Source organism: Rhodobacteraceae bacterium M382, from assembly GCA_025141015.1.
In the GTDB taxonomy this organism is placed as follows: domain Bacteria; phylum Pseudomonadota; class Alphaproteobacteria; order Rhodobacterales; family Rhodobacteraceae; genus Aliisedimentitalea; species Aliisedimentitalea scapharcae.
Genome location: CP081098.1, coordinates 2413778 through 2436943 on the forward strand (window position 1 = coordinate 2413778; position 23166 = coordinate 2436943).

Annotated in this window: 21 protein-coding genes; 8 read left to right on the forward strand and 13 right to left on the reverse strand. The window is 58.3% G+C overall.

All coding sequences use genetic code 11. The annotated features are described in order from the left end of the window. Positions 1-53 precede the first annotated feature (53 nt). Genes K3727_11265 through K3727_11275 form a run of 3 tightly spaced genes read right to left on the reverse strand, consistent with a single transcriptional unit; the run spans position 54 to position 2690 of the window. A complete protein-coding gene (locus tag K3727_11265; GenBank protein UWQ89409.1) occupies positions 54-1019 on the reverse strand; it encodes a tyrosine recombinase in 966 nt (321 codons plus the stop codon). Positions 1020-1021: 2 nt separating this feature from the next. Continuing rightward, positions 1022-2551: a hypothetical protein gene (locus tag K3727_11270; GenBank protein ID UWQ89410.1), complete on the reverse strand. Its 1530-nt coding sequence runs from the start codon at positions 2549-2551 to the stop codon at positions 1022-1024. Beyond that, positions 2541-2690, reverse strand: a complete 150-nt coding sequence (locus K3727_11275) for a hypothetical protein (GenBank protein ID UWQ89411.1) — start codon at positions 2688-2690, stop codon at positions 2541-2543. The genes K3727_11270 and K3727_11275 overlap by 11 nt, the downstream gene beginning before the upstream one ends. A gap of 82 nt (positions 2691-2772) precedes the next feature. Here K3727_11275 and K3727_11280 point away from each other — a divergent pair, with 82 nt between their 5' ends. Beyond that, on the forward strand, positions 2773-3363 hold the full coding sequence (locus K3727_11280) for a shikimate kinase (GenBank protein UWQ89412.1): 591 nt from the start codon (positions 2773-2775) through the stop codon (positions 3361-3363). Beyond that, on the forward strand, positions 3363-4475 hold the full coding sequence (gene aroB, locus K3727_11285; protein ID UWQ89413.1) for a 3-dehydroquinate synthase: 1113 nt from the start codon (positions 3363-3365) through the stop codon (positions 4473-4475). The genes K3727_11280 and aroB overlap by 1 nt, the downstream gene beginning before the upstream one ends. Before the next feature lie 19 nt (positions 4476-4494). Here the strand turns inward: aroB and K3727_11290 are convergent, their stop codons facing one another. The 3 genes from K3727_11290 to K3727_11300 all read right to left on the reverse strand — a co-directional run bounded on the left by K3727_11290 (position 4495) and on the right by K3727_11300 (position 8017). Then, positions 4495-5565, reverse strand: coding sequence for a site-2 protease family protein (locus K3727_11290; GenBank protein ID UWQ89414.1), 1071 nt, complete (start codon positions 5563-5565; stop codon positions 4495-4497). 149 nt (positions 5566-5714) lie between these two features. Continuing rightward, positions 5715-6851: an acyl-CoA dehydrogenase family protein gene (locus K3727_11295; GenBank protein ID UWQ89415.1), complete on the reverse strand. Its 1137-nt coding sequence runs from the start codon at positions 6849-6851 to the stop codon at positions 5715-5717. After that, positions 6848-8017, reverse strand: coding sequence for a CoA transferase (locus K3727_11300; GenBank protein UWQ89416.1), 1170 nt, complete (start codon positions 8015-8017; stop codon positions 6848-6850). Before K3727_11300 ends, K3727_11295 begins: the two co-directional genes overlap by 4 nt. Before the next feature lie 80 nt (positions 8018-8097). Here K3727_11300 and K3727_11305 point away from each other — a divergent pair, with 80 nt between their 5' ends. Continuing rightward, positions 8098-8991 carry a LysR family transcriptional regulator gene (locus K3727_11305; GenBank protein ID UWQ89417.1) on the forward strand — a complete coding sequence of 298 codons (894 nt, stop codon included), beginning with the start codon at positions 8098-8100 and terminating at the stop codon, positions 8989-8991. Positions 8992-9307: 316 nt separating this feature from the next. Here K3727_11305 and ssb read toward each other — a convergent pair whose 3' ends face one another. Then, positions 9308-9850, reverse strand: a complete 543-nt coding sequence (gene ssb, locus K3727_11310; protein UWQ89418.1) for a single-stranded DNA-binding protein — start codon at positions 9848-9850, stop codon at positions 9308-9310. Positions 9851-10076: 226 nt separating this feature from the next. Between ssb and K3727_11315 the strand changes: the two genes are divergently transcribed. The 5 genes from K3727_11315 (at position 10077) to K3727_11335 (ending at position 14728) form a co-directional block, all read left to right on the forward strand. After that, positions 10077-10661 (forward strand): lytic transglycosylase domain-containing protein, encoded by a 585-nt coding sequence (locus K3727_11315; GenBank protein UWQ89419.1) that lies wholly within the window; start codon positions 10077-10079, stop codon positions 10659-10661. A gap of 108 nt (positions 10662-10769) precedes the next feature. Continuing rightward, positions 10770-11915: a methylamine utilization protein MauG gene (locus K3727_11320; protein ID UWQ89420.1), complete on the forward strand. Its 1146-nt coding sequence runs from the start codon at positions 10770-10772 to the stop codon at positions 11913-11915. A 94-nt stretch (positions 11916-12009) separates the two neighbouring features. Further along, entirely contained in the window at positions 12010-12963 is a 954-nt protein-coding gene (locus K3727_11325) for a LuxR C-terminal-related transcriptional regulator (protein ID UWQ89421.1), read from the forward strand. Positions 12964-13092: 129 nt separating this feature from the next. Further along, positions 13093-14079 carry an MBL fold metallo-hydrolase gene (locus K3727_11330; protein ID UWQ89422.1) on the forward strand — a complete coding sequence of 329 codons (987 nt, stop codon included), beginning with the start codon at positions 13093-13095 and terminating at the stop codon, positions 14077-14079. Between the two features lie 118 nt (positions 14080-14197). Beyond that, positions 14198-14728 (forward strand): GNAT family N-acetyltransferase, encoded by a 531-nt coding sequence (locus K3727_11335; protein ID UWQ89423.1) that lies wholly within the window; start codon positions 14198-14200, stop codon positions 14726-14728. Between the two features lie 65 nt (positions 14729-14793). Here K3727_11335 and K3727_11340 read toward each other — a convergent pair whose 3' ends face one another. The 6 genes from K3727_11340 to miaA all read right to left on the reverse strand — a co-directional run bounded on the left by K3727_11340 (position 14794) and on the right by miaA (position 23149). Further along, the gene (locus K3727_11340; protein ID UWQ89424.1) at positions 14794-16881 is read right to left on the reverse strand and encodes an ABC transporter ATP-binding protein; all 2088 of its coding nucleotides are present in this window, start codon (positions 16879-16881) and stop codon (positions 14794-14796) included. 96 nt (positions 16882-16977) lie between these two features. Continuing rightward, on the reverse strand, positions 16978-18441 hold the full coding sequence (locus K3727_11345) for an ABC transporter permease (GenBank protein ID UWQ89425.1): 1464 nt from the start codon (positions 18439-18441) through the stop codon (positions 16978-16980). 15 nt (positions 18442-18456) lie between these two features. Further along, positions 18457-19503 (reverse strand): ABC transporter permease, encoded by a 1047-nt coding sequence (locus K3727_11350; GenBank protein UWQ89426.1) that lies wholly within the window; start codon positions 19501-19503, stop codon positions 18457-18459. A gap of 95 nt (positions 19504-19598) precedes the next feature. Beyond that, positions 19599-21251: an ABC transporter substrate-binding protein gene (locus K3727_11355; GenBank protein ID UWQ89427.1), complete on the reverse strand. Its 1653-nt coding sequence runs from the start codon at positions 21249-21251 to the stop codon at positions 19599-19601. Positions 21252-21509: 258 nt separating this feature from the next. Further along, positions 21510-22289, reverse strand: coding sequence for a helix-turn-helix transcriptional regulator (locus K3727_11360; protein UWQ89428.1), 780 nt, complete (start codon positions 22287-22289; stop codon positions 21510-21512). Then, positions 22286-23149: a tRNA (adenosine(37)-N6)-dimethylallyltransferase MiaA gene (miaA, locus tag K3727_11365; GenBank protein UWQ89429.1), complete on the reverse strand. Its 864-nt coding sequence runs from the start codon at positions 23147-23149 to the stop codon at positions 22286-22288. The genes K3727_11360 and miaA overlap by 4 nt, the downstream gene beginning before the upstream one ends. Positions 23150-23166 lie beyond the last annotated feature (17 nt).

Genomic DNA, 23166 nt, shown 5'->3' on the forward strand with positions numbered 1-23166 from the left:
GGCGAAGCGGGCAGGGTTCAAGTCTCGGACATCCCGCAGACGCAGGGCTGGGGTCAGCTGTCGTCATCCTCAGCCGGAGCGGCCCGAGGCCCTGCTAGTGGATGGTGCTGCAGAACCAGTTCGCTCAGACGCGCGTCCAGAACATGAGTGTAGATTTCCGTGGTGGCAATATCCGCATGCCCCAGCAATGTCTGGATCGCACGCAGATCGGCTCCATTGGCCAGCAGATGCGTCGCAAAGGCATGGCGCAGTGTGTGGGGGGTGACCTTGTCCGGGGATACGCCCCCCGCAACGGCCAGTTCCTTGATCAGCAGATAGAACCGATGTCGGGTCAGGTATCCGCTTTTGCCACGCGAAGGGAACAGGAACCGGGACGTTGCCAAACCTTTGGTGTCTCGATCGGATTCGATTTCGTCACGCGCTTTCAGCCATTCTGCCAACGCATCGCGGGCCGGTGGTGACAACGGCACCATCCGTTCCTTGCCGCCTTTGCCCTGTACCAGCAACATGCGCGGGTCGCCTCGCGCCGAAGACACGGGCAGGGACACCAATTCCGTGACGCGCATTCCGGTGGCATACAGCAACTGCATCAGGCAGGTGTTGCGCAGGCGGTCCGCCTGTGTGCGCCCTGTCTGACGCGCAGCGTCCAGCAGGCGATCGACTTCGATCACTTCCAGCGTTTTGGGGAGCCGTTTTTCGCGTCCCGGGCCGCTGATTTGAATGGTCGGGTTGTCTGTGCGCCAGCCTTCTTCAAAGGCAAAGCGATAGAGCTGCTTGACTGCCGACAGGCGGCGCGCGCGGGTGGATTTCGACAGCCCCTGTGCATCGCAGTCAATCAGATAGGATTCGACCGTGTCGCGATGGGCGGTGGCGACATCATGCCCGTTGCGCTCCAGCCATCCAACGTAGTCTTTGAGATCACGCCCATAGGCCAGCAAGGTATTCTGTGCGGCCCCCTGTTCGGCGGCCTGGGCGTCCAGAAATGTGGAAATCCATTGAAAGGCGGTTGTTGGGGCCATGGTCAACTGCGCTCCAGCAGCAACAGCTGCAAAGACGCCCGGCGGGCCGTATCTTCGAGCCCGACGGCCCTGAACCCGGCGATGGCGTCGCTTAGGTCTTGCAGGTTTCCTTGTGCGCCACGATCAAACATTTCCATGGTCCGCAGGATCGCTTCGCCCAGTCGCCCATCTGCCAACAATCGCTGCAAGTCCTGAGAAACCCGGGAATCCGGTGAAAACCCACGTGAAATTGCCTGATCCCGTGCCGTGGTTGCATAAGCAGATTTGGGACTACCCAATGCGAGCCCCACCAAAAAGACATCGCTGCCCTGTGCAGGCATCAGAGCCGCCGCTTCATAGCTGGTCGATAGCAACCGGATACGCCAGGCCAAGGTGCCGGCCGGACCCTGGAGATCAATCCGGGCCAGTTGGTCACCAAATAGATCGGCAAAGGCAACTTCGAGGCCCGCCTGCTGCATGGCCTTCCATACCTTTGGCAGTGTTTTTGAAACCGCATCCGCGCTGCCGGTCCGCAACGCCGTATCAAATCGTTGCACGGCATCAACACGATCCCAGATGCCGCCCGAGGCCGCAGGGCGGCGATCCGTGTACAGCCCCAACAGCTGGTTGGGATTCAACGCACCGATCCGGGTCAATCTCTCGGCAGCCTCCAATTGTGCCTTCCACCCGGCCACATCGCGCAGATCCGCTGCGGCAAAACTCCGGGGTAGCTGGGTAGTCGGCAGACGTTCGCCAATTGTTTCATACAGCCGAAAAGTCAGCGGATCAGGCGTGCTGGGGGCGGACAGCGGCGGCGCGTCTTCAAAAATTCCGGGGCTGAGGAACCGATCAAGCAACGCCAGATCCGGGGGCGGCAAAGTCCCAAGCGCATGTGCGGTTTCCAACAACAGAGCCGCTGTTTCCCAATCTCCGCTCCGGGCCATGCAAAAAATTCGGGACCGGTCATCCGGGGCAAGGTATGGTTTTGAAATCAAAGTGTTACAGCTGACATCTTCGTCGCCGGTCAACAAGGTGGTGTCAAACCAGCGCGCAAACCGTGCCGTGTTGCCAGCCGGATCCGCCTGTTGGGCCAACGCCTGGGCCGGGTCGACTGCACCCAGGGCCATCAACCTGTCCAACCGGGCCAGCAGGATGGTGTCTGCATCTGCGACATTCGACGGGGGACGGGCTTCGGACAAGAGCACGGTGTATAGCAGCGATTGCATCGCCGGATAATGCTGGACCGGAACCCGGTCTATCAGACGTGACAAAACCTGGGGGTCGCTGCCGCGCCACAGGTCGATTGGCAACCCTGTGGCCGCCGAAGACACGATCCCGATTGGGTCCAACAACGCTTCGAGCGGGGTGACCTGAATTTGGGGGCTGAGCACCGAGTTGGATACCGGTGGTTCCAACAGGATCGTCGGTGGCAAATTGGGGCCGCCAGTCGATGGTTCCAGCCAGTCGATCACCGACAAGGGAGTCTGTGCCAGGACCAGCCCTGGCATCATCAGGGCAACAACAGCCGCCCTGATTGTGGGGTTAATCGGCATTCAGAACCACCGGTTTGCGCACCTCGGTCTGGGGGGCGCTGAAATCAGCACCAAACCATGGCCCGACATATGCATAGGCCACAAGCCCCAAAGAGGCGAGGATAAGGAGATAAATCAAATACTTAAACAGTCTTCCCATGGTCTTCTCGCTGCCTCGTGTGGTGTTCTTTTGCTCAAGTTATATATGGCCTTTTCGTCAAGATCACGTCATTCACTTAAGAATGAGCGAAAATGAGCATATTCCGGATTCTGCAGTCATTGCTGCCACGCCGGGACAGTTGAAAAAGACCATTGTCATGGTCGGTATGATGGGGGCGGGGAAAACCGCCGTTGGACGTGCCTTGGCCGCCCGATTGGGGGTGCCGTTTCTGGACAGCGATCACGAAATCGAAACTGCCGCCAATATGACGATACCCGAAATCTTTGAGCGTGACGGCGAACCCTTCTTTCGCGAGAAAGAGACGCAGGTCATCGCGCGATTGCTAAAAGAGGAACGCGGCGTGCTGTCGACCGGTGGTGGCGCGTTTCTGGCACAGCGCAATCGCGATCTGATCACTGACGACGGTGTGTCCGTCTGGTTGGATGCAAGCCTGGGCGTGCTGTGGAACCGGGTCAGACACAAAGACACCCGACCGCTGCTGCGCACAGCTGATCCGCGTGCGACGTTGAATGCCCTGTATGATGCGCGCGTGCCGCTTTATGCCAAGGCCGATCTGGCGGTGGTTTCGGATGGGGTGTCGTCGATCGAAACGATGGTGGACAAGGTGCTGGAAGCGCTCAAACAGCGCCCGGACGTATTGGATTGGAAATAATGCAGCAAACTGTGCATGTTGCGCTGGATACGCGCGCCTATGATGTGGTGATCGGACCGGGCTTGTTGGCCGAAGCCGGAGAACGGATTGCGCCCCTGTTGCGCCGCAAACGCGTTGCGGTTGTGTCGGATGCAAATGTGGCTGCGCTGCACCTGGAAACTCTGAGGGCCGGGTTGGCGCGCGCGGGCATTGATATGGTGTCTCTCGAGTTGCCACCAGGCGAAAGCACCAAAAGCTGGCCACAGTTCGAGCGTACGGTGGAATGGTTGCTGGCACAAAAAGTTGAACGCAATGACGTTGTTATCGCATTTGGCGGCGGGGTCATTGGTGATCTGGTGGGCTTTGCGGCCGCTGTATTGCGCCGGGGGGTGCGGTTCGTCCAGATTCCAACTTCGCTGCTGGCTCAGGTGGACAGCTCGGTCGGTGGCAAAACCGGCATCAATGCACCCCAGGGCAAAAACCTGATCGGCGCGTTTCATCAACCGTCTCTGGTTTTGGCCGATACCGAAGTTTTAGGTACGTTGACTGCTCGGGATTTCCTCGCCGGGTATGGCGAGGTTGTGAAATATGGTCTGTTGGGCGACGCTGACTTCTTTGACTGGCTCGAAACACAGGGGCCGGCGCTGGCTGCGGGGGACATGGCGGCACGGGTAGAGGCGGTTACCCGTTCGGTTCAGATGAAGGCTGACATCGTTGTGCGCGACGAAACCGAACAGGGTGACAGGGCGCTGTTGAACCTGGGCCATACGTTCTGTCACGCGCTGGAGGCCGCAACGGGGTATTCCGACCGGTTGTACCACGGCGAAGGTGTTGCCATCGGCTGTGCGTTGGCATTCGAATTGTCGTCGCGTCTGGGCCTGTGTTCCCAGGAGGACCCCAGCCGCGTTCGCGCGCATCTGCGCGACATGGGGATGAAGACGGATCTGGCCGATATTTCCGGAGACTTGCCCAGTGCCCAGGCGTTGCTGGATTTGATGGGACAGGACAAAAAGGTTGTGGACGGACAGTTGAGGTTCATTCTGGCACGCGGCATCGGGCAGGCATTCGTCACTGGGGATGTGCCCGCGCAGTCCGTATTGGATGTACTTGAGGATGCGCTTGCAGTGCGTTGAAATAAGTGACCAAACCTGCTTATCGGCCTCGGATCACCATCAGCTCACCAACATTTTCTCGGGTGATATAGCCGATCATTTGCCCACCTGCGGTATGGACGGCCACGGCCGGAGCACCGTTGTGAAGCGCATCCAGAACGGTTTCCAACCCTGCGCCCAGCGCGACAACAGGGATATCGGTCTGCATGATTGAACGAACCAGCGCATGGCGGGGTTCGTTCTGGGCCAGTGCAGCAAACAGGCGGTCGCGTGTGACAAACCCGACAAGCGCGCCCTGTGGATCAAGCACGGGGAATTCGTGCTGGGTGGTGCGGATCACAGCGCCTGTGGCGATGTCCAGCGTGTCTTCGGGGGTCAGGGCCTGAAAGGCCGTGATCATCGCATCCCGTGCCACCAGGCGACGCGCAACCGAGCGCATCGCAACGTCCTGACTTTCGGCGTTGGCGGCAACAAAAACAAAGACCGCCACCAGAACCAGAACCGGGTTACCGGTGCTGAGCCCGGCAAACCCCAGCAAGACAGCAACCAACTGACCGGCAGTGGCGGCAATGCGTGTGGCGCGCACCCGATCCATCGTCAGACATAAAACAGCGCGAAATACCCGGCCGCCATCCATGGGAAAAGCGGGAATCATGTTGAAAACGGCAAGGAATACATTGACCAGCGCCAGCCGTGCGAGGAACCCTGGACCGGTGCTGTCGATGTGGGCCAGGTCGTTCAAATCGATACCGGCGCCCGCCAACAAAAGCACAACCCAGATCACGACATTGACCATCGGCCCGGCCAGCGCGACGACGATTTCCTGTTTGGGGTTTTCCGGCATCCGTTCCAGCCGGGCCAATCCGCCAATGGGCAACAAGGTAATATCCGGGGTTCGAATGCCATAGCGCCGCGCCGCCAGCGCATGACCGAATTCATGGGCCACGACACAGGCAAACAGGGCCAGCACAAAGGCGATGTTTTCAACCGCCGCAGCCATGCCTTGATCTGAATAGGCGGCAAAACCGACCCAGGCCAAGAGAAGAAAAAAGGTGACATGGATCCGCAACTCTGACCCCAGAATCCTGCCAACCGGGAAGGACCAGACCATGTGTGTTTCCTCTCTTGTTTCACGTCATGACACGGATGATGTGGTCTGCACTATAACGTATTTGGCGCATTGGGTCTTGTGCAGGGCGTTGTAAATTGCCCGAAAGATCAAATTCCCCTGCGTTACACATGGCGGGCTGTTGGTGCCGTTCAGGACAACAATCCGCGGGCAATGATCGTGCGCTGGATTTCCGAAGACCCTTCGTAAATGCGAAAGATCCGCAGATCCCGCAGATAGCGCTCGAGCGGGAAGTCCCGGGTGTACCCATAGCCCCCGTGGATCTGTAACGCCCTGTCGGCAATCCGCCAGGCGGCCTCGGTGGCAAATAACTTGGCGTGGGCCGACTCGGTCGAATAACGTTCTCCTGTCCCCCGTTTCGCGGCGGCCTGCATCGCCAGCGCTCGCGCAGCGGCGAGATCCGTGGCGCTGTCGGCCAGCATCCATTGCAACCCCTGGAAGTCAGCGATTGGGTGGCCACCGACCTGTCGATCCTTGGCATAGGAAATCGCGGCCTTCAGGGCGGCATCTGCAATGCCGGTGGCCTGGGCGGCCACTTCGATCCGACCATTATCGAGCACTTTCATGGCGGTCCGAAAACCGGTGCCTTCGGCTCCCAACCGATTGCAAACCGGCACCCAACACTCCAGGGAGATGCCGAACACATGCCCGCCTTTTAGCCCCATGGTACGTTCATTGGGGCTGATCGTGACGCCATCGGTGACCTTTGGGTCGACAACAAAGGCGCTGACGCCGCGACCTCCGGCAGAGGGGTCAGTTTTTGCGTAGACCACAATAAAATCGGCAGCTCCAGCGTTGGAGATGAAACATTTGGCCCCTTTGATGCGATACCCGTCGCCCTCCCGAATGGCGGTGGTGGACATATCCGCGGGATTGGATCCGGCCTGCGGTTCGGTCAAGGCAAACGCACCCAGGGTCCTGCCTGCTGCGGCATCTGGTAGAACCCGGTTTTTCAGGTCAGGATCGCCACCCAACAGGATTGAATCCGTGGCCAGGAAATGTGCGGTCAACATCGACGCGGTCGACCCGCAAGCACCGGCAATCGCTTCAATTGCACAGTAAAGCGCGGGGCCGGACAGGGCGATGCCTCCGAATTCTTCGGGCAGGTTCATGCCCAACACTCCCAGATCTGCCATGGCGGGCAAATGCAGGCCAGCAAACAGGCTCTCTTCGTCCAGTTGGGCGGCCTTGGGGGCCAGGACTTTGGAACAAAACCGGTCGATTTGGTTTATCACGGCACGTTCATCTTCGGCGATTGTAGGGATCATTGGGCGGCTCCTGTGTTGAGAGTGGCACGGATTGCGGTGGCATCGGCGTTCAGGGCTGGGGCTGGGCTGCGGTTGCCTCGGGGGGCGTTGTTGAAGTGAACAGGTTGCTCCGGGACCGTCAGGTGGCCCAGGGTCGGATGGTGCACCTCTGAGGCCAGCGCTCTTTCGATCGCCTGAGGGGAACTCCAGGCCTGGGAAACGGTTTGGATCAGGGCAGCGGGAATGCCTGCTTCTGACAACTGATCCACGGCGGATTGGGCTGAAAGCCGGCTGGACCATTGGTCGATCCGGTCGGCCAGGGCCGGTTCATTTAAACGGCGCAACGAGTCGGTGGCAAACCTATCCTCCTGGGTGAGCTCGGGCTGACCGATCACCTGACAGAACCTGGCAAACAACCGGTCATTCAGCACGGCAATCGCAAAATGTCCGTCCTTGGCAGGGTAGGTGCCAAAAGGTGCCGACAATGGATGACGGTTGCCGGTTCGCGTCGCCGCCTCTCCGGCCATCAGGGTGCGGCAGGCCAGGATCGGCATCATGGACATCAACCCGTCATACAGCGCCACGTCCACATGGCGTCCCTTGCCAGTGCGGCTGCGGTCAAACAGGGCCACCATTGCGCCCCAGGCTGCAAACAGGCCACCGGCAACATCGGCCATTGCCTCCCCGACCATGGTGGGATCACCGTTCGGATCTCCGGTCACGTCCATCAGCCCGCTCATGGCTTGAATGATTATGTCATAGGCGGGTTTGGTGGCGTTGGGCCCGGTTTGACCAAATCCCGAGACCGAGACATAGACCAGACCGGGAAATTCGGCCTCCAGCGTCCCGAACCCCAGGCCGAGTTTGTCCATGACGCCCGGACGATAATTTTCGACCAGCACGTCGCATTCGCCAAGCAGCGCCTTGACTGTGGCCAATCCGTCCGGCGATTTGAGATCCAGCACAATGGATTTCTTGCCCCGGTTCAGGGATTGGAACAACAGGCTCTCTCCCTGTTCGAATGGCCCGATGTGTCGATAATCGTCGCCATGGGTGGATTCGATCTTGATCACCTCGGCACCTAGATCCGCCATCAAGGCGGTACAATATGGACCCGCAAGAACACGGGTGAAATCCAGAATGCGTACACCGGTCAAGGGTCTGCTGGGCGATTGGGAATGTTCCATTGGGGTCTCCGATTTGACTCCTTTGGGAATACAGCGTCTCAACCTATTAATGGAAATATGAATGTGTCATACAGGGATTTATGAGACCTATACCCATAACATTGCGCCACCTCGACTATGTCATTGCCACGGCCGACACTGGCAGCACTGCGGCCGCAGCCAGGGCGCTGAATGTATCGCAACCATCGGTTTCTCTGGCGATTGCCAAAGTGGAGGCGCATCTGGGGCGCGCGCTGTTTGCGCGCAACACAGGCCAGGGAGTGGGGCTGACTTCGTTCGGAGAACACAAGCTGGGCGAGTTTCGGACCCTGCGGTCGCAGGCCATCGAAACGCTGAGCGGGGAAGATCGTCAGCGTTCGGTTCTGACGCTGGGTGTGTTTTCAACTCTGGGGCCGCGCTATGCACCCGGGTTGGTTCGCGGATTTTTGGACGACCACCCAACGGCCGACGTGCGGTTGCTGGAGGCGGATCTGGAAACCTTGGCCCAATGGCTGGACAGCGGTCAGATTGATGTGGCGTTGATCTATGAATTCGGGCTGCCATCAACGCTGGAACTGATCCCTTTGGCCGATGTACGCCCCTATGGAGTCGTATCTCAGAGCCACCGTTTGGCCGAACGTTCCAGTGTCAGTTTGGCGGAGCTGTTGCAGGATCCGCTTATCCTGATGAATTTGCCACACAGTCGGGCCTATTTTCTGTCCCTGGCTCAGGTGCAGGGGATCACCCCGACCATCGCGTATGAAACCGGATCGGTCGAGATGCTGCGTGCAATGGTGGCAAACGGATTGGGGGTTGGGGTGCTGGCGACCGATATTCCCCATCACACCGCCTACGATCAAACTCCGATCGTGCGCCTGCCTCTAACGGGGCACCTGGCACCGCACCGTATCGCATTGGCCAGGTCCGGACGTCTGCGCCCCAGCAGCCTGACAACCGCATTCTGCCGCTACACGCGGCGTGTGTTCGTTGCCTAGGGCGAGGATCAGACCAAAGCGCGCGTGTATCTGTTGCTCAGCTTGGACCTATTGAGATAGCCCCCTCAGAAAGTGGGCCGCCAACGGTCGTTGCGTTGTGTTTGATCCGCGCACGACGGGTCGCAACCGCAGACAACCGGACGGCAAGAGCCCCAATGGCCAAATGGTCGGCCATATGGACGGTCGATCGTTCGATGCCGCACCGCTCCGGTTCTTCTAGTCACCCGAGAATCACAAAGGGCTGACAAAAGCCAGCCCTTTGCTGTGTTGGTTTTTGGTGGTCGAGGTCGTTGACAGCCCCCAAACCCAAGGTTCTTTAGAACGGGATCTCGTCATCGTCGATGTTATGGGCCGGGCCGCCACGCGCCGTAGCGCTTTGCTGGCCACCGCCGCCATAAGGATCACCCTGGGGTGCGCCATAACCGCCGCTATCGCCTCCGCCATAGCTGCCGCCCTGGCCGCCGCCCTGACCGCCGCCATAACCACCACCGCCGCTCTGGTCACCACCACGGCCGTCCAGAAGGGTCAGCTCACCCCGGTAGGGGCGCAGAACGACTTCGGTAGAATAGCGGTCCTGACCGGATTGATCCTGCCACTTGCGGGTTTCCAACTGACCTTCGATATAGACCTTGGACCCTTTGCGCAGGTATTGTTCAGCAATCCGGGCCAGCGGCTCGGAAAAAATTGCGACTGAATGCCATTCGGTCCGTTCGCGCCGTTCGCCGGTGTTGCGATCTTTCCAGTTCTCTGACGTGGCAATACGCAGGTTGCAGACTTTGCCGCCGTTCTGGAAACTGCGCACTTCCGGGTCACGCCCCAGATTGCCCACGATGATGACTTTGTTAACTGAGCCGGCCATGATGCTCCTTGTCCCTTTGTTTGCAACGCGCAGCACAGGGGTGCGCGAATCTTGATCTTGTGGTTGGCGCCGAGCGTATACGTCCAGCCGCAGCGAGGAAAGCAGGTGGCTGGGGGTAAAATTCCGGAGGGTGCCGGAACTGGTGGCGAGGTTCCGCCGTGCGTCTTTCTATTTTGCAGAATATCAGTATATTGCGCGATGTTGAGGTGGGACAGGAAATCAGACGATGCGCACACTGGCCTTTGGGTTGGCTCTCGCGTCCATGACGTTGACGTCTGTGGCGCAAGCTGATGTCTTTTCTGCGCGCAATCAGCGTAACCTCTTTAAATCTCATACCAAAGTTCTCGATACACGGGCATCCACCCAATACAAGAATTCGGTGCGGTTGCAGCCGCAGTCGGTGTATACGCCGTCAAAATGGGGGCCTTTGCCCTATGCCGGGAAATATCGTGGGCAATACCTGGATATGGCGCGCAAGGCTGCACGCCGTCACAATGTGCCCGAAGATCTGTTTTTGCGGCTCGTTCAACAGGAATCAAATTGGAACCCGAACGCGAAATCGCACAAAGGGGCCTTGGGCCTGGCCCAATTGATGCCTCAAACCGCACGTCGTCTGGGTGTCGATCCGCTGGACCCGCAGGAAAACCTGGACGGTGGGGCCCGATACCTGGCCAAACAATTCCGCAAGTTCAAATCCTGGCGACTGGCATTGGCGGCGTATAACGCGGGCCCCGAGGCGGTCAAAAGATACGGTGGGGTTCCGCCGTACAAGGAAACCAAGACCTACGTCAAAAAGATCTGGGGCAGCTGACCGGCCTGACTCCATCTATATCTGACAAAAATTATCGGAATAGTGGTTGCCTTTGTCCAACCACAGTTTTAAGCCATGGGAAAACACCCGATTGGTGGAGAGTTCCCCATGGCGCATTCGCTATTCTGTTTGTCGGCGGTTCTGGTATCAGCCGCAGTTGCCACAACCGGTTTTGCCGGGACACCGCTGGAGGACCTGGGCGGAGCGCTGTTTTTTGACCCAAACCTGTCGGCCAATCGCACCCAGGCCTGCGCCACCTGTCATGACCCGTCGACAGGGTTTGCCGATCCGCGGGAAACGGCCGCAGGGCGGGCCGTGTCACTGGGGGATGACGGGAAATCGCTGGGTGACCGGACTGCACCTGCCATCGGCTATGTTGCCTTCACACCCGATTTTCATCACGACGATGATGGCGACTGGGTCGGTGGGTTTTTCTGGGACGGGCGCGCCGTCAATCTAGAAGAACAGGCAGGGGGGCCACCGCTGAATCCGATCGAAATGGGGATGGCGGACAAATCCGCTGTGCTTGATCGGTTGCGCGAAAACCCCGCGTATGTGGCCACGCTGAGCGATATTTTTGGCAGTGAAACCATGCAGGATCCGGTGTTGGCGTATGACGCGATGACACGGGCCATTGCAGCCTTTGAACGCACGGCGGAATTTGCGCCGTTTGACAGCAAATATGACCGGTATCTGCGCGGCGAATACGAGATGACCCGCGACGAAGAATTGGGACGGCTGTTGTTCTTCTCCGAACAGTTCACAAACTGCAACCAATGCCATCAACTGAAGCGCAGCCAGGTGGACCCGGCTGAAACCTTCTCCGATTACAGCTATCACAACATCGGCGTTCCTGAAAACAGGCGTGCGCGTGCCGTCAATGGCGTTGCGACATCCAAGGTCGATTTGGGGCTGCTGGAAAATCCCGACGTCCGGTCGGGCAGGGCGGCGGGGTTGTTCAAGACCCCCAGCCTGCGCAATGTGGCCGTCACGGCACCGTATATGCACAACGGCGTATTCGAAGATCTGCGCACTGTTGTTCTATTCTACAACAAATATAACACCGTGGCGCAAGCACGCCAAATCAACCCGGAAACCGGCACCCCCTGGCGAATGCCTGAGGTGCCACATACCTTGTCTGTCAAGGAACTGACCCATGGTCCCGCGTTGGAAGACGACCGGATCGACGCATTGGTGGCGTTCTTGAAAACCCTGACGGATGCCCGGTACGAACCGCTGCTGGACGGCAGCTGATCCAGTGCCGCACAGCAGCGTGGCTGGTCCTTGATTGCCGACCTGAAACGCTTCTACGCTTGGGTCTTCAATTCAGGCCCCCAGGAGTGTCGTCATGCTGCCAGAGATCCCGCCGGAAACCCTGTCCAACTGGCAGCGTCTTGTGGACCTGGTTGCCCGTCTCGCAGATGTACCTGCCAGCCTGATCATGAAGACGGACGACCCACGTCATGCGGTTCTGGTGACGTCTGATCACCCTGAAAACCCCTATCCTGTGGGGATGGAGTTTCGCCTCCACCCCAAACTGTATTGCCAGGGCGTTTTTGAACAGGACGGGGAATTGGTGGTCGAAGATGCCGCGTGTGACCCAGTCTGGCGGGGGAATGAGGACATGGAACACGGCATGTCCTTTTACATCGGTCTGCCGCTCAAATGGCCAGATGGGCAAATCTTTGGAACGATCTGTGTTCTGGATCGCAACAGGAACCGGCGGGCGCTGTTGTTTCGGGAAGGTCTGGCCCAGTTCGCGCGGCTTGTCGAACAGGATTTGGCTTTGCTACAAGAGGTTTACCTAAGACGGGTGCTGGAGGACAAGCTCAACCAGACCTTGGGACATCTCGAGGCGCGTGTCGGTGAACGAACCCGGGAACTGCAGGAGGCAAACACCGCATTGCGGGTGCTGTTGACCAGTGTCGATGAGGATCGCAAGGCACGGGACGAAGAAATCCTGACTCAGGTTCGGGGTATGGTGTTGCCCTATCTGGACAAGCTGGCCGACCATCTGGGACAGCAGGAACCGGCCCGGAGCTATCTGGATCTGGCACAGCGGAATCTGACTGAAATCACGTCGGCCATGTCCGACAAACTGTCGAATGCGTTTTCGGTCATGACCCCGACGGAAATCGAAATTGCGCATATGGTCATGTCCGGAAAAACCACCAAGGATATTGCCAGAACCCTGTCACGAGAGACCTCTACCATTGATTTTCACCGCAATAATATTCGGCGCAAATTGGGGTTGGAAGGGCGGGATCGGAACCTGCGCAGCCACCTGCTCGCGATTTCGTGATCCAAAAATAGGGGGATTACCCCCATATTCCCCCCCAATTTTTCTGATCTGACCAGACCCGGACCCGGCCGCTAGCCTGTCAGTGACGGCCCCAGAGAGGCCGTGACGTCAACAGACAGGGAGATCAACATGGATCGCAAGGATCTGAAACCCACGTTGCTGAACGGTGATCGCGACGAAATGGCACCGGGTTTATCCCGCCGCTCGTTCTTTATGGCGGCCGGGGCAGCAGGGGTCGGGGCAGGGGCGAACCTGCTCGGGGCAAAGCCGGCCGCGGCCCAGTCACAGGCCTGGTTGCAGCCAGGCAACAACAATCACGTCATAGACCTGCAGGGGGCGACGGGTCAGCCCAGCACCGGTGCGGTCGGCATCGACTATTTTGGCCATTGCGCGATCAAGATCACGTCGCCAAATGGCGCCACCGTCCTGTTTGATCCGTGGCGCGACGACCCGTCCGGGGCTTGGGGGTTGTGGTTCAAGAACGAATTCCCGCAGATTCCGGTCGATATCACCATGTCGACACATGCCCATTTTGACCATGACGCCATTGATCGGCCCAGCTCGACCATGGTGTTGGATCGGATGGTTGGCAATTTTGAATTCGCTGACCTGAAGATCACCGGGTTTGCCGACAAACACGCCTGTGTGGCACCGGGCTGGTACAATTGGACCGACGCGCTGGCCGAATTCGGCGTCAATGCCTGCCCACCTGACAACGTGGGCCACATGGATATGGTGGTTTATCTGGTGGAAACCGGCGGCCTGCGCACGTTGATCTGGGGCGACAACCGCCACAACCCACCACAGGAGTTCTATGATGCCATCGGCCAGGTTGATGTTCTGACCCTGCCGGTGGATGGGTCGCAACATATCCTCAGCTATGGTCAGGGCAATGACATCGTGTCCAAGCTGAAGCCCAAGGTGATCATCCCGACCCACTATCTGAACGAAACCACCTCTTATACGCTGACCACATTGCAGGACGCGGATGAATGGGTGAAATCCCAGGCCAGTTACAAGATGCTCGATAGCGCGTCGCTGTCGCTGGAGGCCGGGGACGTTGCAGGCATGAACAGCGAATTCATGTATTTCGGCAATCACGCCCTAAAGGGCTGATGGTCACAACTTTCAAGGGCAGGGGCGTAGCATCGGTTACGCCCCTTTCTGCTGTTTTGGACGGATCGTGGAAACTCCGCTACCGTTGACGAGACATTGGAAGCCAAAAGGATTTGCCATGACTGATATTCAGATTGAGATTTGCGACCGGATGCCCCCAAAGGAGGCGCTGAACGGGCTGTTGGCCCAGTATTACGGTCTGATCGTCCAGCGCATGCGGTCCATAGGGGAAGAAATCGACCCGAACACACCCAAGAGCGCGCTGGCAGAGTTCTGGGAGAATGCCGACGACTATCTACCGCCCCGTGGTTGTCTGGTATTGGCCCGGGATGATCAGGGGACACTAATCGGTTGCGGGATGTTGAAATGCCTGGATGCGGAAACCGGCGAGCTCAAGCGCCTGTTTGTGACCGAAGCCGCCCGGGGCACCGGAGCTGGACGCAAGCTGGTCACTGCCCGGGTTGACGCGGCACGGGCTCTGGGACTCAAGCGGCTGGTGGTCGATACGCTGACCCCAAGTGTGGAGATGCGCAGCATGTATCCCAAAATGGGGTTCACCGAAGTGTTCGAGCCTATCGAAACCACCACTTACCTCGATCAACCCAACCTGCGCCCGCACCTGCATTTCTTTGTCCGCGACATCGCCTGAGATCTGCTGAAAAAGAAAGAGCCCGGATTTTTCAATCCGGGCTCTTGTGTTGTTCATGTGGCTCATCACTCGGCGGCGATTTTGATCACCGGGGTCATCTGGGCCAACACCTCGTCATCAAGGTGACATTTGACCTGATGCCCTTCGCTCAGGGTGCGTACAGGTGGAACTTCGCGATCGCACAATCCACCTGCAACCCTGTCCTTCCACCGGCACCGTGTCTGGAACGGACAGCCGGACGGAGGGTTCATGGCCGAAGGAATGTCCCCTTCAAGCACGATATGTTCCTTTTGAACGGAGGTATCCGCAATCGGAACCGCCGATAGCAGCGCCTCGGTATAGGGGTGATAGGGCGGGCTGAACACCTGATCCGTGGTTCCCAATTCAACCACATGGCCCAGATACATCACCATCACACGGTCCGACAGATACCGCACGATCGACAGATCGTGGCTGATGAACAGCAATGTAGTCTTTTGCTCGCGCTGAATCTCCATCAACAGATCGGTCACCGCCGCCTGTACCGACACGTCCAATGCAGATACAGGTTCATCGGCCACAACGATCCGTGCATCTCCGGCAAAGGCTCGGGCGATACCCACACGCTGTTTCTGGCCACCCGACAACTGGCGCGGCATCCGGTCGGCAAAGGCGCGGGGCAGTTTGACCAGATCCAAAAGCTCCAGCATCCGCTTGCGCCGTTCGGCCTCAGAGTTGCCGATACCAAAGATTTCCAACGCCCGGATGATCTGCCGCCCGACTGTCATCGACGGATTCAATGTGTCAAACGGGTTCTGGAACACCATCTGAACATCCGCAATGGTTTTGGTGTCACGTTCTTCGATCGGGATCATTTCGATATTGCGATCGTCCAGCAAAATCTGCCCGTCAGTCGCTGTTTCGAGCCCCATCAACACCTTGGCAAAAGTGGACTTGCCACAGCCGGATTCGCCAACGATGGCCAGAGTTTCGGATTCCCTGGCCTCGAAACTCAGGGTTTCATTGGCCTTGACCACCTTCCTGGCCCCACCACCAAACAGGGCATTGGCTGCAACCTCATAGTATTTCTTGAGGTTCTCCATCTTCAGGACGACCCTGCCGATTTCTCCCTTTTCCTTTTGCTCGCCCAAAGTGATCGGAGCGTTCCAATCAATCTCGGTAAACTTCAGGCAACGGGTGTGGTGGCGATCATTGCCCGGAACCGGATCCATCATGATGGCCTGTGAATCACAGCGCCCTTCTTCGAAGTAATCGCACCGTGGGCCGAAATTACAGCCCGGCGGACGTTCATGTGGCAAGGGAAAGTTGCCCGGAATTGCCACCAGCGGGCGCGAATTCTTGTCAGCCCCCGGCAAGGGGATCGACCGGAACAGCGCCTGCGTATAGGGGTGCTGCATTTCGTCGAACACATCCTTGATCGAACCGCGTTCCACCGCTTCGCCCGAATACATCACACAGATCCGGTCACAGGTTTCCAGAACCAGGCCCAGGTTGTGGCTGATGAACAGCATCGAGGTGCCGTATTTCTTGCCCAGATCCTTGACCAGCTCGACCACGGCGGCCTCGACTGTCACGTCGAGCGCGGTGGTGGGTTCGTCCAGAATCAACAGCGCCGGTTTCGACATCAGCGCCATGGCGATGACGATCCGCTGCTGCTGACCGCCTGACAATTGGTGCGGAAAGGAATTCAACATCCGTTCTGGGTCAGGCAGGCGCACATCCGTCACCACTTCCAGGGCGCGGGCATAAGCCTCCTCTTCGGTGACCCCTTCGTGGATCATCGGCACTTCCATCAGCTGCTTGCCGATTTTCATGGCCGGGTTCAACGACGCCATCGGTTCCTGATAGATCATGGCGATTTCATTGCCGCGGATGTCGCGCAACTCTTCTTCGCTGATCTCGCTCAGGTCGCGGCCCTTGAATTTGATCGACCCGCCAACGATGCGGCCGTTCTTGCCAAGATCCTGCATGACACCCAGCGCCACGGTCGATTTACCGCATCCGGATTCGCCAACCAGGCCCACGGCCTCGCCCGGTTGCACCGCAACCGAGAAATCCATCACGGCTGGGATTTCCCGTAGGCGGGTAAAGAAGGAGATGGACAGCTTGTCGATCTCAAGGATCGGACCGTCATATTCCGCCAGTTTGCTCATTTTGTTTCTCCCTGTCGGCCAAAAGCGGGGGATCCCTCTTCATCTGGCCTCAAGTATCCCGGGGGTCCGGGGGCAGCGCCCCCGGCCTCGATCACATCAGTCCTTCAGACTTTCTTCGCGCAGACCATCGGCCAGCAGGTTCAGACCCAACACCAGGCTCAGCAATGCAAAGGCAGGTGGCAGAGCAGGGTGCAGATAGATCGACAACAGCTTGCGGCCCTCGTTGATCGTCGACCCCCAGTCCGGGCTTTCCGGTGGCAGGCCTAGGCCAAAGAAGCCCAAGGTTCCCAAGAGGATGGTGGTATAGCCGATCCGCAGACAGAAATCCACGATCAGCGGTCCCCGTGCATTGGGCAGGATCTCCCACAGCATGATGTACCAGGGACCTTCACCGCGGGTCTGGGCCGCAGCCACATAGTCGCGGGTCTTGATGTCCAGTGCCAGACCGCGAACGATCCGGAACACGGTGGGCGAGTTCACAAAAACCACCGACACAAACACCACGAGAATACCGCCGGGCACGTCAAACAGATCCATAAAGGTCGGCAGGCCCCAGATGCCATAGGTTTTGGTTTCGATCAGGAAACCACCCGTGGAGACCAGCGACAGGTACAGCCACATGGCCACACCCAGCACCCCGATCAACAGCGGTGTGCGGAACTTGGGACGCGTGTAGTAGCGCGAATTCAGCAGCACACCGACAAAGACGATCGGGAAGATGAACAGGATGATCGCCATATAGTTGGGCACCCCGGTCGCCACGATTTCAGGCGTCACCAGCAGATAGAACAGCAGGATGACCGGAAAGGCGAGGATCAGGTTCGCCAGGAACGACAACAGCGTGTCCAGACGACCGCCATAATACCCGGCAGGCAAACCCAAAGTGATCCCAACCATAAAGGCGAACAGGGTGGCCAGCGGTGCGATCTGCACCACGACACCGGCCCCATCGACCATCCGGCTGAACACATCACGGGCCAGGTTGTCACCGCCCAGAAGATACCATTGGAAATCTTCTGCGGAGGCACCGCGCAACGGTGTTCCGGGCACTTTGTTCTTCATTCCAGACACCTGAACCAGCGGATCATGTGTCACGATGAGGTCCATCTGCCCAAAGATGCCGGTGAACACCCAGAACATCACCAGGCCAAAGCCGATCATACCAATTGGGCTGTCGAACAGTTTGCCATACAGTCCCAGCCGCCGCTTGAACGCGATAGAGACGGCGTAAAGGATCGCAAGCGACGTCCAAACCGGCAGGAATTGTTGGCTGATTGCGCCGATGATGCCAGCGCTGGTCCCCAAGAAGATACCACCGACCAGATAAAGACAGACGATTGCGACGACCAGGGCAAACACCAAACGCAAGGCTGTGCCAGCCAGGCCACGCGCGCCGGTTGTTCTGGCCAACGTTCCGTCAGCGTTTGATTTTGCCCGTTCTTCGGACACCACCGAGGTGATCACCAACCAGGCGAGAATGACCAATACCAAGGCGATCAGCCCGTATTGAAAAATGGGATCCAAAAAGGAAAGTGAGCCGGTCCAGCTAAGAGCTTCCATATTCTCATGCCTCCCTTAAGAAATTCGAATGCGAGGATTGAGGTAGACATAGCCGATATCGGAAATCAGCTGGGTCACCAAAACCACCATCACAGAGACAACAGAAACCGCCAACAGCAGGTCAATGTCGTTGTTGCCGGCCGCTTGTACCAACACCCATCCAAAGCCTTTGTAGTTGAACAGGGTTTCGACAATCACCACACCGTTCAGCAGCCACGGGAACTGCAACATGATAACGGTAAAGGGTGCGATCAACGCGTTGCGCAAGGCATGTTTCATCACGATGTTGCGGAAACTGACCCCCTTGAGGCGCGCGGTGCGGATATACTGCGCGGTCATGACTTCGGCCATCGAGGCACGGGTCATTCGGGCGATATAGCCCATACCGTACAGCGCGATGGTGATCACGGGCAGAAAAAACGCCTCAAAGGTGATGGTTTCCATCGCAGATGTTGCCGACCCCTTGAACCATTTCAGACCCACGGCGGATGAGGCAAAGATCGCGATAAAGACAACACCGGACACATATTCAGGCGTCGCTGTGGTGACGATTGCTCCGGTGGACAGCACGCGGTCGGTGCTGGATCCTTCGCGCATACCCGCGAGCACCCCAATGATCAGAGCTGTGGGGATCATGACGATCATGACCCAGAACATCAACTTGCCGGTCAGCGCCAGACGGGTCCCGACGACGTCTGCTACAGGCTCCTTGAAAACCCAGGACAGGCCCCATTTCCCCTGCAGAACGCCGCAGAAGGTCGCGGTATCTTCCTTGATGGGATTGTGATTTGCACAGCGTCCACGGGTTTCACCGTCGCTGCCTTCGATTACATATCCGGGAATCACGCCGATCCACTGGCCATATTTGGAGAATACGTTTTGAGTAAAGCCGCGATTGCCAAGATAAGTGGCCACTTCGGAATCGGACATCCGGAAGTTGCCTTGGGTTTTGGCGAGCTTTTCTAGGTTTGGATAGAGATTTGTCATCACGAAGACGACAAAGGTCAGGCATAGCGCGGTTACGAGCATAACGCCCAACCTGCGCAAAATGAACAGTCCCATGGTGGCCCCTGTCGGATTTTGTTCTTGTACCGCGGGAAGCTTCCGCAGATGTGAAAAGGGGCCGCTCGCGAACGAGCGGCCCATTCAGATTTAAATCAGGCTTTGATGCCCCATTTGTAGATTTGAGGAAGATAGGCGATGTGCATATCGACACCAACCAGGTTGTCGCGGTGGTGCCGCTGAACCTGACGCCAATACGGCTGAATGGTCACGCCTTCTTCGATCACGATGGCCTGAATTTTGCCCATGACCACACGACGCTCGTCCGCACCGGCAATCGAGTTAGCCTGGGTCAGCAACGCGTCGAATTCGGCATTTGCCCAACCAAATTCATTCCAGGCTTCACCTGAGCGATAGGCCAGACCCAGAACCTGAGTGCCCAGCGGACGGTGGTTCCAGTTGGTCGAGCTGTAGGGATAGCTCACCCAATCGTTCCAGAAGGTCGATCCGGGCAGAATTGTCCGCTTGACCTTGAACCCGGCGTCGCGCAGCTGGGCTGCGACGGCATCGGTGGTGTTCTTGCGCCAGTCATCGTCGATCGAGATCAGTTCGTGCTCGTGATCCATCATGCCCGCTTCTTCCATCAGAGCCTTGGCTCCAGCAGGGTCAAAAGGAATACGTGTCACGTCCGGGTTGTGCTCCGGATGGATCGGGCCAACGTGGCAGTTGTCGGCAGGGATACCCTGACCACCAACACCCAGTTCCAGACAGACCGCATTGTCGACGGCCATGGCCAGCGCCTTGCGGACGCGCTTGTCGTCATAGGGTTTGTGGTTCTGGTTGGTCCGGACCACAATGGTCGCACCCGAGGTCACGGTCGACCGGGTCAGGCCCAGGCTGTCCATGATGTCCGCGAATTCACCGACCGATTCCCAGTTCATGTCGACTTCTTCGGATTCGAACCCGGCAATGGTTGCCGACGGATCGGTGCCGTAGTCAATGAATTCGATGCGATCCAGGTGACCACCCTTGCCAGCGGCATAGCCCCACCAGTCGTGATCATCATTGCGCACCAGAACACCCTTGACGCCCACTTCGTAGGATTCAGGCTTCATGAACCCGGTGCCGATCGGGCTGGTCAGCATGTTTTCTGCACTGTGCGAGCTGTGCACGATCGCCGCTGGATAGTCGGCCATACCGGGAATGATTGTGATGTCAGGTGCGGGCAGGGTCAGCTTGACAGTGTGGCTGTCGACAACCGAGATCGCACCGTCCAGGGCCTTGTTGGTGTCCGGATTGATCATCGACGCCATACGACCGGCCATCGAGTTGCCTTCGACGTCCTTTTCACACCAGCCAGCGATGTTGCGCGCAACGTCTTCGGCGGTGAAGTCGTCACCATTGTTCCACTTAACACCTTTGCGGACACGCAGAGTGTATTCGGTGGCATCGTCATTGGCCTCCCAGCTTTCCAGAAGCATGGGTTCGAACGAGCCGTCCGAATTGTATTCGACCAGATATTCCAACCAGCCGGCCGTAAAGGTCGCGATCTGGGTCCAGTCAAAGGTGCGCGGATCTTTCAATGCACGCACTTCCATCTGCATGCGAATGGTTCCGCCTTTTTGGGCTCCTTCCGCGTGGACAGGCGACGACAGACCAATCATCGAATAGGCGGCCGGAACCGCAACACCCAGCGCGGTCGCCCGAGCCAGGAATTCACGACGGTCCAGTTTGCCATCCATAACTTCCTGAGCGTGCATTTTTGCGGCCCAGTGAATCGGTTTTCCGTTGATTGTTTCTTTTGTCATTTATTTCTCCCTGATGTGGATTTGGGTCAATGCGGGTCGTTTACCGCATTCGGCCCCGCCCCTCGGCGTGGCGCGTATGAAACTTCTGCTGGTTCGTTGGTCGCATCCCCATTTGTACATTCGGCACCAGTTTCGCGCCGACGTCAACGCATGCTTTCGGCACTTTTGGGTAAAAAAACGACATCACACTAGTTTGAATGCGACCATGACCCCATTTTCTGGACAGGCGTGACCAGTATCGGCGGGGTTTTTTGGCGATCATCGCTTTCTCAGGGTTCCTGGTGTCATCCCGAATTGATTTTGAACGAATCTGTTGAAACTCGAAGCACTTGCAAAGCCCAGGTTATGGGAAATCGCTTTTGCTGACGCTGATGTTTGGATCAACTGCGAGCGGGCTTCATGGGCGATACGTTCATTCAAAAGGGCCGCCGCTGTGCGTCCGGTCTGGGATCGGCACACACGGGTCAGGTGCGAAGGCGTGACATCCAGCATAGCCGCATAATCCGTCATCGAAGCCCCGGACGCGTATTGCTGTGAAATAGTCTGCCCATAGGTTCGGATCAGTCGGCGGGAGGCCGGAACCCTGGTCGTCTGTGGCATCAATCGGCGCAACCAGATCGCCGCCAGAACAGATTGTGCCTGCACCGTCTGGGCCCAGAAGGGCGGCTGGTGATCCTGTTCCCGCACAATCGTGTCGTGCAGATTGGAAAGCTCGGCCAGGGTTTGGGCTGACAATGATCTCAACACTTGCGCAGACTCTGGCCAAATCTGATTGGCCTGAGGCGAAATCCGCAACACATGCCCCAGGGCCTGACGTCCGGCATCCAGCGCAAACAGTGACCGAGCCGGAATGAACATGGCCGTGCTGGGGCCAAAGCCATGCTGGGCGCCATCCAGCAAGAGCCGTCCCTGACCTCTGGTGATCCAGATCAACAGATGGTCCGGCCGGTCATGCGCGAGGTCCAACTGCCACGGACCTTCCGGGGCCAATTGCGGCAGCGATAGCGCATGTATCATCGAAAGGGCACTGTCGGTCATGATCCAGGCGTGACTGCAGTCCAGTCGCGCATCTTTGAGCGAAACCAGGTTCGCTGTCGTTTGGCAAACTGGCGGGTGGCGATGGTCGCCCGTTCCCGGGCAGAGTCGAATGTCAGCTCTCCACGCTCATAGGCGACCAATTCCGGCACGCCGATCGCCTTGCACGATGGCAACGACGGATCATACCGGTCCAGCATGGTCCGAACTTCATCCAATGCGCCCAGGTCCAGCATCAGATCAAACCGACGGTCAATGCGCGCACCCAGCCAATCCTTGTCCACATCGAATATCAAGGCCGCGCAATCGGATGTTTGCAGCGCGGGCGGCGGTGTTTCTGCCTGCCAATTGGCGATCGAGCGCCCTGTGGCTGCCTGAACTTCCCAGGCGCGTTGAACCCTGGCCCGGTTGCGCAGATCCAGCCCGGATTGGGTGACCGGATCCAGCCCGGCGCTCATTTCCTCCAGCGACATCTGGTCGGCCGTTGCCCGAATCTCGGGCGGTGTCACGGGGATGGGGGCCATGCCGCGGGTCAATGTCATGAAGTACAACCCGGTGCCGCCAACAATGATGGGCCGCTCCGGACCGTCGAGCAGCGGCAGGACCTCCCGCATCCAGTGCCCGGCCGAATAGGTGGTGTCATAGGCAACATGCCCATACAGCCGATGCGGAACACTGGCCTCTTCCTGCTCTGACGGGCGAGCCGTAATAACCCGCCAGCAGTCATAGATCTGGCTGGCATCTGCATTGATGATCACGCCGCCGTGGCGATCCGCGATTTCCAGCGCCAGCGCAGATTTTCCCGATGCCGTCGGGCCGGCAATCAGAACCGGCTGATCGGGAGCAATGTCGGGCAATTTCATCGGCGTGATCCTGAACC

What these genes read in the sequence shown, in the direction of transcription:
- K3727_11275 (UWQ89411.1), bottom strand. Translation starts at nt 2,690, where the DNA reads ATGGGAAGACTGTTTAAGTATTTGATTTATCTCCTTATCCTCGCCTCT.
- K3727_11295 (UWQ89415.1), bottom strand. Translation starts at nt 6,851, where the DNA reads ATGATCCCTACAATCGCCGAAGATGAACGTGCCGTGATAAACCAAATC.
- K3727_11330 (UWQ89422.1), top strand. Translation starts at nt 13,093, where the DNA reads ATGGATCGCAAGGATCTGAAACCCACGTTGCTGAACGGTGATCGCGAC.
- ssb (UWQ89418.1), bottom strand. Translation starts at nt 9,850, where the DNA reads ATGGCCGGCTCAGTTAACAAAGTCATCATCGTGGGCAATCTGGGGCGT.
- K3727_11350 (UWQ89426.1), bottom strand. Translation starts at nt 19,503, where the DNA reads ATGGGACTGTTCATTTTGCGCAGGTTGGGCGTTATGCTCGTAACCGCG.
- K3727_11320 (UWQ89420.1), top strand. Translation starts at nt 10,770, where the DNA reads ATGGCGCATTCGCTATTCTGTTTGTCGGCGGTTCTGGTATCAGCCGCA.
- K3727_11335 (UWQ89423.1), top strand. Translation starts at nt 14,198, where the DNA reads ATGACTGATATTCAGATTGAGATTTGCGACCGGATGCCCCCAAAGGAG.
- K3727_11300 (UWQ89416.1), bottom strand. Translation starts at nt 8,017, where the DNA reads ATGGAACATTCCCAATCGCCCAGCAGACCCTTGACCGGTGTACGCATT.
- aroB (UWQ89413.1), top strand. Translation starts at nt 3,363, where the DNA reads ATGCAGCAAACTGTGCATGTTGCGCTGGATACGCGCGCCTATGATGTG.
- K3727_11360 (UWQ89428.1), bottom strand. Translation starts at nt 22,289, where the DNA reads ATGACCGACAGTGCCCTTTCGATGATACATGCGCTATCGCTGCCGCAA.
- K3727_11270 (UWQ89410.1), bottom strand. Translation starts at nt 2,551, where the DNA reads ATGCCGATTAACCCCACAATCAGGGCGGCTGTTGTTGCCCTGATGATG.
- K3727_11355 (UWQ89427.1), bottom strand. Translation starts at nt 21,251, where the DNA reads ATGACAAAAGAAACAATCAACGGAAAACCGATTCACTGGGCCGCAAAA.
- K3727_11265 (UWQ89409.1), bottom strand. Translation starts at nt 1,019, where the DNA reads ATGGCCCCAACAACCGCCTTTCAATGGATTTCCACATTTCTGGACGCC.
- K3727_11345 (UWQ89425.1), bottom strand. Translation starts at nt 18,441, where the DNA reads ATGGAAGCTCTTAGCTGGACCGGCTCACTTTCCTTTTTGGATCCCATT.
- K3727_11315 (UWQ89419.1), top strand. Translation starts at nt 10,077, where the DNA reads ATGCGCACACTGGCCTTTGGGTTGGCTCTCGCGTCCATGACGTTGACG.
- K3727_11340 (UWQ89424.1), bottom strand. Translation starts at nt 16,881, where the DNA reads ATGAGCAAACTGGCGGAATATGACGGTCCGATCCTTGAGATCGACAAG.
- K3727_11280 (UWQ89412.1), top strand. Translation starts at nt 2,773, where the DNA reads ATGAGCGAAAATGAGCATATTCCGGATTCTGCAGTCATTGCTGCCACG.
- K3727_11290 (UWQ89414.1), bottom strand. Translation starts at nt 5,565, where the DNA reads ATGGTCTGGTCCTTCCCGGTTGGCAGGATTCTGGGGTCAGAGTTGCGG.
- K3727_11305 (UWQ89417.1), top strand. Translation starts at nt 8,098, where the DNA reads ATGAGACCTATACCCATAACATTGCGCCACCTCGACTATGTCATTGCC.
- miaA (UWQ89429.1), bottom strand. Translation starts at nt 23,149, where the DNA reads ATGAAATTGCCCGACATTGCTCCCGATCAGCCGGTTCTGATTGCCGGC.
- K3727_11325 (UWQ89421.1), top strand. Translation starts at nt 12,010, where the DNA reads ATGCTGCCAGAGATCCCGCCGGAAACCCTGTCCAACTGGCAGCGTCTT.